A 12,433-nucleotide genomic window follows, 5' to 3' on the forward strand; every position below is an offset into this window, starting at 1 on the left:
TTGTTTGGGTTTTTTATTGTTCACTTTTCCCATTCTAACGTTTCTATTTCTTGTGTGATTGTTTATTGAGTGACCTTCTTTAAATGGTGCTGTGTACTCAAACAACTGCATACTTTTTCAAATCATATGTGTATATGAACAATAATCTGTATGTTTTATGGCTTTGTTTCACCGCTTTTAGGAGAAGGAGTATATAAGGTGGCTAAGTTTCTACCTGAAATGCAATAATTACAAATTTATCACAGTGTATCCCAATGCTTACATTGCTTGTGATAAACTAAAAATAATCAAATTGGAGAGAAGTGTTCGAGATGAAACAGAAAATAATCATTGAATATAACAATGTACAGATGATAAAAAAATAGAGGTACGGGGGAATGTGAATTGGTATTAAATCATAGAGGGTTCGATGAATGGGCAAAAGATTATGATCAATCCGTAAAACGATCTGAGGAAAAAGAGGCTTATCCTTTTGCTGGTTATCAGGATGTAATCAATCTTGTCTATCATATGGCAGGACATCATCCAACATCAACCATTTTAGATGTAGGCTTTGGCACGGGGACGTTAACAAAACGATTGTACGATGACGGCCATATCATCTATGGCATTGATTTTTCAAAAGAAATGATAGCCATTGCACAGGAAAAAATGCCAAACGCTTATCTTTTTCAAAGAAATATTGAAGAGGGTCTTCCACCCGAATATAAGAAGCAAAAATTTCATGCCATTATCTCTACCTATGCACTTCATCATATAACAGATAAGAAAAAAGTTGAATGGATTCAACAACTATCCTTTTCGTTGCATGAAGGAGGGGCAATTATTATTGGAGATATTGCCTTTGAAACAAGAAGTGCGCATGATCAATGTAAGAACAGAAGTGAAAAAGATTGGGATCATAGTGAATTTTATACCGTCTATGAGGAACTAAAGGAAGAATTAGTAGCATTAAAGTTTAAAGTAGATTATAAGCAAATCTCTCATTGTGGAGGCGTATTATTAATTCGACCATAACTAGATGTCCCCCTTAAGTGAGAAAGGAATGAACCATGAATAAAAAGCAGAAGAGAATTGAGCAAATCACACGTTTGCAATCACCATTACGTTGTCCTATTTGTAAGGAAGTTTTGCAGGTGGAAGACAATAGTCGACTAATTTGTAGCCATCGCCATAGTTTTGATATTACAAAGCAAGGCTATATTAATCTCCTGACTCATAAAGTAAACAGTCATTATGATAAGGAGCTATTTGAAGCAAGAAAACAAATCATTACAAAAACAAAACTATACAATCCGTTACAACAGTTAATAATTGCGCATATACAGGAGCTTAGTCAAGGAAAGACGATTGCTGATGCTGGTTGCGGTGAAGGCTCGCATTTACATATGATCGTAGAAAAGCTAAATTTAACTAAGCAAAAGTATGTAGGTGTCGGATTAGATATTGCAAAAGAAGCAGTTAAAATGGCAGCGGGCAATGATGATGAGTGGATATGGCTTGTTGGGGATTTGGCGAATCTACCAGTCACCGATCACTCCATCGATGTGCTATTAAATATTCTATCGCCTTCTAATTATCAGGAGTTTAAAAGGGTGTTACGAAAGGATGGCATCGTAATTAAGGTTGTGCCTCGTCCTTATTATTTATTTGAGTTAAGAAGTGTATTATCCAAAAATAATCACTATGATAATCAAGAGATACTACAATTGTTTAAAGAACATTTTCATGTGATAAGTCAAAACAGTTTGCATTACACTGTAGAACTTAGTAGTGAAGAGAAGAAACAACTTGTGAAAATGACACCCCTCACTTGGAGTGGACAAGAAAATACGAAGAAGTTGTTTATTGAAGGGGATCATAATGAAATTACGGTTGACCTTGAAGTAATCGTCGGTAGATTAAAATAAATGAAGCTGGGGGAAATGGCTATAAACCCCTGGATTTGTTTAATATTCTGAATAGTGTTGTAATAAATAGGGGTGGCAAATATGCAAGAAGAGATAATGGAAGCGCTAAGGTTAAGAAAACAAGGTGAATTGTTGCTATCTAATCAGCGATTTTTAAAAATGTTGGAATCTTTCCCCGATGATGCAAATCTTTTATACCAAAGTGCTTGGAGTTATGACTTGCTCGGTGAAGAAAGAAAGGCTGTGTCCCTTTATGAAAAAGCCATTCAAAAGGGACTAAAAGAGGGATTGGATGGGGCTTATATTGGTTTAGGAAGTACACTTAGAACGTTAGGGGAATATGAAAAATCTAAAGCGGTATTAGTGGAAGGAATTAATTTATTTCCCGATAACGGTGCACTAGTGGCATTTTTAGCAATGACTTTATATAACTTAGAGGAACATGAATTAGCGATGAACCATTTGTTGAGATTATTGGCTAATACTTCAAGGGATGAGTCAGTTACTGCTTATCAAGGTGCGATTCATTTTTATCGCGAGCAATTGAATAAAACATGGGAGTAGGTATGCGTCAGATGAGTAATATAGCAGAGTTACAAAAAGAGGTTGGGCAATTTAGTAAGGAAAAAGGCTTTGATAAAAACACCGTAGAGGCTCGTGCCCTCTTTCTCGTGACGGAGGTAGGTGAAGTGGCAAAGGAAGTTCTATCACTTTCATGGGAAGAGGATAAGGAAGTGGTGAAAGAACGCCTAGGTTTAGAACTATATGATGTTGTATGGAATGTGTGCGAGCTTGCGAATAAATTAGATATAGATTTAGAGAAAGCCTTTGCACAAAAGAGTGAAATGAATCGCAACAGAACTTGGGAATAAAAAAAGTGGTTGAATGATTCGATATCAACCCCTTTAAATAATTAGTAATGCTCTTGAATCGTGAAACGAATGTAAAAGGTTGTCCCAGATGAGTCTGTAGTAAATTCAATAGTAGCATTGTTTCTTTTGGCAATGGTGAACGAGATGGCTAGCCCGAGACCCGTTCCCTTTTCTTTTGTTGTAAAAAAGGGGGTAGAGATCTTATTCATTACTTCAGGGGCAATTCCTGTACCTTCGTCTGTTATAGATAATACGACTTGACCACGATCTAAGTATGTACGAATATGTATAGATGCTTTCGCTTTCATTGCATCTAAAGAATTATTTACCATATTTATGATTAACTGTCGCATTTCGTTTTGATCTAAATTTAATAGTGGTAAAGGGTGTAAATGAAGATGGATTTTTTTATTTTCTTTAAGTGCTCTCGTCTCTAGCAATGGATAGATCGATTGAATGATTTCGTTGAGGTGCTCCTTCTCTTTTCGCCTAGGCTTATTCTTAGCCATATCGAGAAATTCACTAATAATAGTATTTATGCGATCAATCTCATTAATCATTAATAGGAAAATTTCTTGATATTTTAGTAAGTCTTCATTTTTTTCTACTAACTGAAGAAAGCCTTTCACAGTGGTTAGTGGATTACGCACTTCATGGGCGACACCAGCTGCCATTTCCCCAATCAACCGTAATTTTTCATAGTAAGCTTTTCTATCATCTTCTTTCGTCGTCTCTGTTATATCCTGCATAATAACTAGAAGGCCTGTTGTATCGGGTATTGTTTTCACTTTAAAATATTTTTCATTTGTGTATGAGAGATTAAAGTTAATGCCTTTTTGCTTTTTGTATGATTGATATAACTGTTTACGAACTTTATTACATAAATCTGGGATAGCCTCACAAATATTTCGGCCTAGTATTTCATCTTTTACTATATTTAACATATTTTCTGCCGAACGATTAATAAATAATAGTTGCATATCTTGGTTTAAATAATAGCAGCCATCAGAGATGTTTAGGAGTATCTGGTGGAGGTGAAGATTATTTAATCGATTCTCTTCGGGAAAGATAGAAAAGTTCTTTGTCGTAGTCATCTGATGTAAAATCACTCCTCTTCATTATTGTGAGTTAAATGAAAGAGGCTATGAGGTGTACACAAAGCCTCTTTATTAAATCAATACTTCTCTATTATTCTAATGTGATGGTGTAAAGTCCAAATCCATTATTACTTGGTCCAATATATTGAATCGGACTATTTTCAATAAGTAAATCTTTAGCCGCTATTGCCGACTCAAATTGAATGTTTGGTGTATTTAAAACAGACGTGAATGTCCAGTTATTATCTGCAGTAGGATCGATGGTGCCTTGCTCAAGAATGTAATCAATGATTACTTGTCTGTTTTCATCTGGATACATAGTAACTGATTGTTGGTTTCTTACACCTGGGAACTGCCCACTTGCGCGATAATTATTAGTCGCAACAATAAAATTTTGCTCAAGATCAATTGGTGCACCATTATAGCTTAAATCTTTGATTCTATTCGCATTTGCATTAACTAACTTTCCTTCAGTATCATATTTGGCAGGCTCTGTTACATCAATTTCATAAGTGACTCCGTCTATCACATCAAAGTTATATGTTGGGAATTGATCATTTATTAAAGGTTGTGTTTGTTCCTCGCCAAGTAAGATTTGATTAAACTGACCAGCCGACATTTCTAACCATTCTTTTATATCAGCACCAGTTACTTTAATAGCTGCAACCGTATTTGGATACAAATATAAATCAGCGACATTCTTAATCGCTATAGTTCCTTCAGGTATATAAGTATAATAATTTGCTCCGTTACGTCCACCAGCTTTAAAAGGGGCTCCAGCAGATAAAATCGGAGTACCTTCTTCTGGTGTACCAGCTAGTTGTTTTTCTAAATACCATTTCTGTGCATTGGTAACAATTTGAATGGAAGGATCATCTTTTACTAATGCAAAGTAACTATGAATATTGGCAGTCGTATTGCCAACAGGTTGTCTCACATATTCTAAAGTTTGTTCATGAGCATCTTGGATAGCTTCTAGTATGTCTGGATCGGCAACTACATTGGTTTCGTCATCTGCATCATAAACGCTCCGCAATTCTGACTGTGCTTTGTTTACATTCCATTGCCCAAAGGAGGTGGTAAGCGATAAATCAATGACGCCTAAATGATTCCCCCAGTTTCCAGGCATCACAACGGGTACACCATTAATTGTCCCTCCCTCTTCATTTATTCCCGGTAAGTCTGAAAAATCTCCTGGAAAGAGCTTATGGTTATGACCAGAGATAATAGCATCGATTCCTTTTACTTTTGTTAGCGCATATGTAGCATCTTCATCCATCTCTGTATAATTTTCCGTCCCCATGCCAGAATGTGCGAGGACAATCACTAGATCAGCACCCGCTCTTTTCATTTTAGGAATGGTTTCTTTAACAGATTGGACAATATCTTTCGTATAAACTTTTCCTTCTAAATTCGCTCTATCCCATTCAGTTATTTGTGGTGTCACGACACCAGTTACCCCGATATTTAATAAGTGAGGAAATCCTCTCTCATCTCTAACTATTTTTCTAATGATTTTGTATGGCTGGAAATATTGCTTTTCTTTCCCTTTTCCTTTTTTTACGTGATAGACATTGCTATTAACATAAGGGAAGGGGGCATCATTTAATACCTCATTTAGAAATGATAATCCGTAATTAAATTCATGATTCCCTACAGTGGCAGCATCATAATCTAGAAGCTTCATAGCTTGGAATACTGGGTGTAATTCTCCGGGTTTGATTGGATTGATCTTTGCTTTATAATCCCCTAGTGGATTCCCTTGAATCAGATCACCATTGTCGAAAAGAAAGCTATTTCTCTCTTCCGCCCTTGCTTCTTTGATTAAAGTGGCTGTTTTGGCTAATCCGAAATCCGCCACTTCTTTGTCTTGATAATAATCATAGTTGGCAAGGTGGGTGTGGATATCAGTCGTCCCCAATAAGCGAATATTTACTTTGCTTTTAAAAGGATTTGGAAAATGATTCGTTTCTGCTGACTCTGCATAAGAAATTCCTGGTAAAGAAGAAATCACAAGGATAAAAGCAAGACATAAAAAAGTAATTTTCCTTATCAAAATCATCGCAACTCCTCTGTATTGATTTTTTAATCTTTACTTCACACCTCAATAAACAATCTATTTTTCAACATAATAGTAACTATTTTCTATTTTTTTTGATAGAGGAGAAAAGAAGGGTTTTTGTCGAAGATTTTCCTTAGAGAAACTAGGAAGAGCAAGGATGATGAATAATGGGGGACTTTTATCATGAGTATTTCCAAAAAAATAGTTCAAATGTTTTCTTCGTTTTCTTTTATCACCTCATCATGATTACTTAGATTTTTTTTTGAGGGAATGAAGTTTATTTATTATATTAACGATGTTCGATTGAAAATAGGATTCTAAGTAAAAGGAGAGGATATTTTAAAATGCCATTGCATAGGATGGTAAAGTAGCTTTTACTCAACGATATACAAGGGGGTTGGACGAGCATGTTGTATGATTGTATCATTATCGGCGGTGGGCCTGCGGGGTTAAGTGCCGCTTTAGTATTAGGTCGAGCAAATAGAACGGTACTGTTACTTGACCATCATCGTCCGAGGAATCGATTTACCACTTATTCACATGGCTTTTTGACACGTGATGGCATAGAAGCAGAACAGTTTAGACAGTTAGCTTATGAGGAAATCATCCATTACCCTTCTGTTACAATAAAAAATCATGAAGTCATCCATGCAAGAAAAAATGACCAATCTTTCGTTATTGTAACGTTAGATAAAGAAGTATACGAAGGAAGAAAAATCGTAGTTTCAACAGGGATTAGAGAAAGACTACCTCAGATTAATGGGTTGGCACCTTTGTATGGAAAAAGTGTGCATAATTGTTTTTATTGTGATGGTTGGGAGCAGAGAGGTAAAAAAATTGCAGTTTTATATGATCATCTTGGGTCATTTCATTTAATCAAACTTATTCATCAAATAACAAAACAAATATTAGTATGTACAAATGGTTTCTCAATAGACAGGAGGATAAGAGACCAGTTACTAAGTAAAGATATCCTTGTCATAGATTATCCGATTAAGGAATTAGTTGGAGAAACGGGGAGTCTTTCCACCATTATTTTCACAAATGGTAGAACAGAAAAAGTTGATTCGCTTTTTGTCAGTCCAAGATGGGAACATAATGGGACCATTTTATATGGATTAGGCTGCAAGAAAGATGTAAATGGTAGAGTGGTTCGTGATATACATAATCGGACGACTATATTTGGTGTGTATGCGACTGGTGACGCTGCATTTATTTCTCCTTCTCAAGTAGCGATTGCTGTTGGAGATGGTTCGCGTACTGCTATAACAGTTTCAGGTGATTTGGCAAATGAGGATTTTTAGTAGTGTTATATAATTTGACTAGTTCGCTAATATAAGTAAGTTCATGTTCCCCTACTTATATCTCCCCCCACAAGTGCTTCATAAAGAAACAATGATCTTTCCCCTCCGACAAATCATTTACTAATTTTTTTACTAAAGTACGAATTATTGGGACATATGTCCTTTTCAAAAAATGTTTGTTATCTTTAAATAAGAAAAGAAATGAAGAGGAAATAGGTGTTGTGCATGAGTAGAGTGAACATTCAGTTTTATATGGATAAATATAATCTGCATGAGGTGTTACCCGAAAGACTGTATCCTCATTTGAGTTTGCATACTGTAGAAAAGGGTGAGCAGCTTTGTAGACAAGGGGAACCGGCGAAGGCTTTGTACATCGTAGTGAAAGGAAAAGCAAAGGTATTTACGACATCTGTAGAAGGAAAAACACTTGTCCTTTCATTTCAAACACCGATTGAGTTGATTGGTGATATTGAATATATCCAAAACATTGATATTATCAATACAGTTGAAGCGGTATCTTCAGTAACAGTGATAAAAATCCCTTACAAATTTATCCGTAAACATTGCGAACAATATTCCCCGTTTCTCATGTTTATGCTTAAGGTTATTACGGATAAATTTAATGCAAAATCAAATTTTTTAAAATTAAATGTGCTCTATCCAGTAGAAGTCAGACTAGCTAGCTATTTATTATCGCATTCATTTGATGAGGAACACTCATTAGTGACAGGTGTGCATAGTACAAAAAATTTAAAAGATACTGCTAATCTCATTGGAACGAGCTATCGCCACTTAAATCGAGTGATTCAACAATTTAATGAACTTGGTTTAGTTGAAAGAAAAGATAAATGGATTCAGATTAAAGATTGGGAGGGCCTGAGGGAAATGGCTGGTTCGTCCCTATATGAATGACACAACAGGAGAGGCTATATATGAAAAAGTATCAATATTTATTTTTTGATGTGGACGACACATTATTAGATTTTAGGCATACGGAAAAAAGGGCATTAGAGCGTTTGTTTGCGCAAGAAAATATCATGTTAACTGATGAGTTAAGAGGGGATTATCATCGCTATAATAAAGGGTTATGGCATGCGCATGAACGGGGAGAGATTGGCAAAGAGGAACTTTTAAATACAAGATTTACCGAGTTCTTCCGACTTTATGGAAAGCAAGTAGACGGCTTAAAAATGGAGCGGAGTTACCGCAATTTTTTATCTGAAGGGCATGAACAATTAGATGGTGCGCTTTCTCTTATTCAAGAACTTTCCACGCAATATGAACTTTATATTATGACGAATGGTGTAGCACAAACGCAAAATCGCAGGTTACGTGATTCCGGTTTGTTTCCTTATTTTAAAAATATTTTTATCTCAGAAGAAACTGGTTTTCATAAGCCGATGAAGTCATACTTCGATTATTGTTTCCAGCGCATAGATCAGTTTAATTGTGGAAAAGCACTCATCATTGGTGATTCGTTAGTAGCTGATATAAAAGGCGGTCTTGCTGCGGGAATGGATGCTTGTTGGATGAATGTTGCAAAAGTAGCTAATGACACAGACATTACACCAACTTATGAAATTAATAAATTAGTTGAGCTCTTACCTATATTAGAAGGGAGGGAGTGTATTGACGCATAATCCAAAAGGTAAAGAACGAATGATACTAGCATTACTTTTAGGGATGCTAGCGACATTAGGACCGTTGAATATTGATATGTATTTACCAAGCTTTCCGAGCATTGCTTCGGACTTAGAGACATCGGCTTCTATGGTTCAATTGAGTTTAACAGCTTGTTTAATTGGATTGGCTTTTGGACAATTGGTGATTGGTCCGATTAGTGACGCAAAAGGAAGGAGGAAACCACTTTTAATTTCTATTCTTCTTTTTGCTGGTGCCTCTTTTTTATGTGCAGTTTCCCCTAATATTACAACCCTTATTATTGCAAGATTTTTGCAAGGAGCTACTGCCTCGGCGGGAGTTGTCTTATCGCGAGCGGTTGTAAGAGATACATTTAGTGGAAGAGAATTAACGAAGTTTTTTGCGCTATTGATGGTCATTAATGCGGTTGCTCCGTTAGTCGCTCCAATTGCTGGGGGAGGCATTTTGCTTTTTCCTTCTGCCAGTTGGCATTGGATATTTATAAGCTTAGGAATCATTGGATTCATTATTTTTCTAATTGTATTTTTAAAACTTAAGGAATCCTTACCGGTAGAGAAGCGTAGGCCAAGTTCCTTAAAATCCACGTTTCAGACAATGGCAGATTTGAGTACAGACCGTTCTTTTATTAGTTATGCTTTAATCGTTGGCTTCGTTCATGGAGGGAGTTTTGCTTATGTCTCAGGTACGCCGTTTGTTTATCAAGGGATATATGGAGTTTCCCCGCAAGTATTTAGTATTCTATTTGGCATAAATGGTCTTGCAATTATATCAGGAAGTTCCATCGTAGGTCGTTTAGGTGGAAAAGTGCCAGAGAAAAAGTTGTTGAAAATCGCGGTAACAGTCGCTGCATCGTCGACATTATTCTTACTTTTGATGACGATTATAAAAGGACCGCTAGCATTAATCGTCATTCCAATCTTTATTTATATGCTCTCAATGGGAATGGTTTTGACAAGCTCATTTACATTAGCAATGGAATTTCAAGGGCATCGGGCAGGCAGTGCAAGTGCCATTTTAGGAATGCTTCCACTTGTGGTAGGAGCGATGGTTTCTCCATTAGTAGGGTTGAATGAATCAACAGCGATACCGATGGGCGCCATTTTGTTCGTTACATCTTTTATTGGTTTTACTCTCTTTTACACTGTTGCCAATCGTAATGAAAAGCAACCAAATAATGTGTAGAAGCATAGGATGAATCATTCATCCGAACTATTAATCTGCATCTCTATTGTTGGAGTAGTAATCTAACAAATGGAGGTGCAGTTTCTTTATGGACAAATGAAATGAAGAACAAGGAAGGGAAGTCTTTTACTAAGAATAGATGATGTAGCAAAGTATAAAACCTAAAGCATCTATGTGAATAAAGGGAAATAGTGGGCAGGTAATGGGGAGTTAAAGACATTAGTAAATTAGGAGTTTTCCGACTAATGGAAACATCTATGGGTCTTATGATAGTTTCGTCAAACAATCAAAGGACAATATTTAAAAAGACTATGGATTCTAGTTAACTTGGTAACGACTATATTTAATCGACCACTTGATCAGTATTGATCACTTCTTGCAATAGAGAGATATGTTCATCGATAATATGATTTCTAGGATCTTGTGGGTTAGTAATATGTTTTTTCATTCTTTGTAAAAAATGTAATTCTCTTTCCATTAATCGTCTTTCAATTGAATCAAGCATATATGAAAACTCCTTTTTAATAAAAATGAATAGAGGTTGTCCCTTCTTTCTATTATTATATGCACGGCAGTCTATTATATACGTCACATTATTGTCACCTTTATTATTATACCTATATTTTTTTCCTAGATACAGTGCAAATTTCCTGATTGCTAGGGAAGAAGGAGAGTCTAATCGAATTCGTTTATTTTTTTAGTAAAGAAGGAGTAATTCAATAAGACCAGGAATGAGTATAGTTGAGGCAAAAATAGAGAGGAAGATGTAGAAGTGAATCAAGTGTTATTAGTAATTGATGCACAAGAAGCATTAATTGAGGGGGAAAACGGACAAACGCCAGTTTATCAAAAAGAGCAACTGATTACTACAATAAATTTACTCATTGTTCAAGCAGAAAAAAATGATATTGACGTTATATTTGTAAGGGATCTAGATGTTGGCGGAGGATGTGGAGATGGCTTTCAAGTACATCATTTAATTAGAGTACCCGAAAAATCTTCTAAAATCATGTTTAATAAACGTGCCACAAATGCTTTTTACGAAACCGGTTTGTTAAATTACTTAAAAGAAAGAAATGTCCAACATCTAGTTATTGCAGGATGTCAAACGGAATATTGTATCGATACAGCTGTCCGATATGCTACTGTTAATGGATTTGATGTTACTTTAATTGAAGATGGCCACTCGACAACTGATTCAACAATTTTATCTGCAGAGAAAATAATTGCTCACCATAATCAAATCCTCCATGGTCACTATAATGTTGATCATTTTTCAGTAGTAAGAAATAGTCATGAAGCGGTCTTTATCCCACCTCACAATGAATACAGGAAAGAGTGGGCAGTTGAGTTAGAGCAACCAAAGTAAGAAACTTATCCATACTGAAGTTGACAAGAGAGTCTGCCCTACTAAATATATGTAGAGCAGACTCTCCTAGTCAAACATCACCGACTAACATTGTCAAATGTTGAGGTAAGATAGAAATTGTAGAGGGTGTTTCGTCAATTAATTCTCCGTCACAATCAATTTTTTGAATGGGTTGTGCTTCTATCTTTAATGAATTTGTTCGAAAATAGACGATTTCTTCATTTTTTTTATCTGGATAATCGTCATTTACTTGTGATTGTAACCACGTCCAAAAATTTTGCATACTCGCTTGTTTAATAATTAACACATCAAGTAAGCCATCTTGGATATTCGCTTGAGGAAAGAAGGATTGCACACCGCCTAAAAAAGAACCATTCCCTATTACGACCATGACAGCATCATCATCATAGGTAGAATCATCACTTTCGATTTTTAAGTGAAAGACTTCGTTTTGAAAAATAAGTTTAGATGCTTGAATATAGTAAGACATTTTACCGAGTTTTTTACTATTCTTATCCATTTGCTCTGATACTTTTGAAATTAAGCCAATTCCCCAGAAGTTCAAAAAGTATTGATGATTAAAAGTACCGATATCTATCTGTTTTATCTTTTTTTCCTTAATCTGTTTGGCGGCTAATAATGGTTCTTGGTTTATACCAATTGTTCTTGAAAAGTCATTACATGTCCCCCCAGGTAAGATGGCAAATGCTGGTCTCTCTTGTAATGGTGCTAATGCGTTGACTAATTCAAAGATTGTTCCATCTCCGCCAGCCCCGATAATTAAATCCACTGAAGATGCAAGTTTTTCCACGTATTTAGCGCCATCACCCTCCTGTTTTGTTTGATATATTTTCACATTGGAAAAGGTTTCCTTTAATTCTGTTTCAATTTCTTCCATTTGATTCATTAATTTTTTGTTGCCTGCATTAGGATTTAAAATAATTGCTACAGTATTCATGGTTCATTTCCCCTTTC

At 35.7% G+C, this 12,433-nt stretch carries 13 protein-coding genes; 9 read left to right on the top strand and 4 right to left on the bottom strand.

What is annotated here, in order from left to right; genetic code table 11:
- Positions 1-384: 384 nt before the first annotated feature.
- The 4 genes from MHH73_RS05125 to MHH73_RS05140 all read left to right on the top strand — a co-directional run bounded on the left by MHH73_RS05125 (position 385) and on the right by MHH73_RS05140 (position 2,782).
- Positions 385-1,017, top strand: a complete 633-nt coding sequence (locus tag MHH73_RS05125) for a class I SAM-dependent methyltransferase (RefSeq protein WP_191815181.1) — start codon at positions 385-387, stop codon at positions 1,015-1,017.
- Between the two features lie 35 nt (positions 1,018-1,052).
- Entirely contained in the window at positions 1,053-1,910 is an 858-nt protein-coding gene (locus MHH73_RS05130; protein ID WP_341065240.1) for a putative RNA methyltransferase, read from the top strand.
- Positions 1,911-1,991: 81 nt separating this feature from the next.
- Complete coding sequence (locus tag MHH73_RS05135; protein ID WP_191815179.1) at positions 1,992-2,474, top strand: tetratricopeptide repeat protein; 483 nt, start codon at positions 1,992-1,994, stop codon at positions 2,472-2,474.
- A 2-nt stretch (positions 2,475-2,476) separates the two neighbouring features.
- Complete coding sequence (locus MHH73_RS05140; RefSeq protein ID WP_341065243.1) at positions 2,477-2,782, top strand: MazG-like family protein; 306 nt, start codon at positions 2,477-2,479, stop codon at positions 2,780-2,782.
- 41 nt (positions 2,783-2,823) lie between these two features.
- On the opposite strand, the gene MHH73_RS05145 is transcribed toward MHH73_RS05140, so the two are convergent.
- Both MHH73_RS05145 and MHH73_RS05150 read right to left on the bottom strand, forming a co-directional pair.
- On the bottom strand, positions 2,824-3,876 hold the full coding sequence (locus MHH73_RS05145) for an ATP-binding protein (protein ID WP_191815177.1): 1,053 nt from the start codon (positions 3,874-3,876) through the stop codon (positions 2,824-2,826).
- 94 nt (positions 3,877-3,970) lie between these two features.
- On the bottom strand, positions 3,971-5,935 hold the full coding sequence (locus MHH73_RS05150) for a bifunctional 2',3'-cyclic-nucleotide 2'-phosphodiesterase/3'-nucleotidase (RefSeq protein WP_341065246.1): 1,965 nt from the start codon (positions 5,933-5,935) through the stop codon (positions 3,971-3,973).
- 413 nt (positions 5,936-6,348) lie between these two features.
- Between MHH73_RS05150 and MHH73_RS05155 the strand changes: the two genes are divergently transcribed.
- The 4 genes from MHH73_RS05155 to MHH73_RS05170 all read left to right on the top strand — a co-directional run bounded on the left by MHH73_RS05155 (position 6,349) and on the right by MHH73_RS05170 (position 10,089).
- Positions 6,349-7,245 (top strand): NAD(P)/FAD-dependent oxidoreductase, encoded by an 897-nt coding sequence (locus tag MHH73_RS05155; RefSeq protein ID WP_341065248.1) that lies wholly within the window; start codon positions 6,349-6,351, stop codon positions 7,243-7,245.
- 225 nt (positions 7,246-7,470) lie between these two features.
- Positions 7,471-8,157, top strand: coding sequence for a Crp/Fnr family transcriptional regulator (locus tag MHH73_RS05160; protein WP_341065250.1), 687 nt, complete (start codon positions 7,471-7,473; stop codon positions 8,155-8,157).
- Positions 8,158-8,177: 20 nt separating this feature from the next.
- Positions 8,178-8,885, top strand: a complete 708-nt coding sequence (locus MHH73_RS05165; protein WP_341065252.1) for a YjjG family noncanonical pyrimidine nucleotidase — start codon at positions 8,178-8,180, stop codon at positions 8,883-8,885.
- Positions 8,875-10,089, top strand: a complete 1,215-nt coding sequence (locus tag MHH73_RS05170; protein WP_191815172.1) for a Bcr/CflA family efflux MFS transporter — start codon at positions 8,875-8,877, stop codon at positions 10,087-10,089. The genes MHH73_RS05165 and MHH73_RS05170 overlap by 11 nt, the downstream gene beginning before the upstream one ends.
- Positions 10,090-10,432: 343 nt before the next feature.
- Here MHH73_RS05170 and MHH73_RS05175 read toward each other — a convergent pair whose 3' ends face one another.
- Complete coding sequence (locus MHH73_RS05175; protein ID WP_341065255.1) at positions 10,433-10,594, bottom strand: hypothetical protein; 162 nt, start codon at positions 10,592-10,594, stop codon at positions 10,433-10,435.
- A gap of 267 nt (positions 10,595-10,861) precedes the next feature.
- On the opposite strand from MHH73_RS05175, the gene MHH73_RS05180 reads away from it, so the two are divergent.
- The gene (locus MHH73_RS05180) at positions 10,862-11,458 is read left to right on the top strand and encodes an isochorismatase family protein (protein WP_341065258.1); all 597 of its coding nucleotides are present in this window, start codon (positions 10,862-10,864) and stop codon (positions 11,456-11,458) included.
- 70 nt (positions 11,459-11,528) lie between these two features.
- Here the strand turns inward: MHH73_RS05180 and MHH73_RS05185 are convergent, their stop codons facing one another.
- A complete protein-coding gene (locus MHH73_RS05185) occupies positions 11,529-12,416 on the bottom strand; it encodes a diacylglycerol/lipid kinase family protein (RefSeq protein WP_191815167.1) in 888 nt (295 codons plus the stop codon).
- Positions 12,417-12,433 lie beyond the last annotated feature (17 nt).

This window comes from Cytobacillus sp. FSL K6-0265, from assembly GCF_038003465.1.
Lineage (GTDB): Bacteria > Bacillota > Bacilli > Bacillales > Cytobacillaceae > Cytobacillus > Cytobacillus stercorigallinarum.

Excerpts from the sequence above, each read along its gene's own strand:
- MHH73_RS05130 (WP_341065240.1), top strand. The coding sequence starts at position 1,053 with ATGAATAAAAAGCAGAAGAGAATTGAGCAAATCACACGTTTGCAATCA.
- MHH73_RS05135 (WP_191815179.1), top strand. The coding sequence starts at position 1,992 with ATGCAAGAAGAGATAATGGAAGCGCTAAGGTTAAGAAAACAAGGTGAA.
- MHH73_RS05140 (WP_341065243.1), top strand. The coding sequence starts at position 2,477 with ATGCGTCAGATGAGTAATATAGCAGAGTTACAAAAAGAGGTTGGGCAA.
- MHH73_RS05145 (WP_191815177.1), bottom strand. The coding sequence starts at position 3,876 with ATGACTACGACAAAGAACTTTTCTATCTTTCCCGAAGAGAATCGATTA.
- MHH73_RS05155 (WP_341065248.1), top strand. The coding sequence starts at position 6,349 with ATGTTGTATGATTGTATCATTATCGGCGGTGGGCCTGCGGGGTTAAGT.
- MHH73_RS05160 (WP_341065250.1), top strand. The coding sequence starts at position 7,471 with ATGAGTAGAGTGAACATTCAGTTTTATATGGATAAATATAATCTGCAT.
- MHH73_RS05165 (WP_341065252.1), top strand. The coding sequence starts at position 8,178 with ATGAAAAAGTATCAATATTTATTTTTTGATGTGGACGACACATTATTA.
- MHH73_RS05175 (WP_341065255.1), bottom strand. The coding sequence starts at position 10,594 with ATGCTTGATTCAATTGAAAGACGATTAATGGAAAGAGAATTACATTTT.
- MHH73_RS05185 (WP_191815167.1), bottom strand. The coding sequence starts at position 12,416 with ATGAATACTGTAGCAATTATTTTAAATCCTAATGCAGGCAACAAAAAA.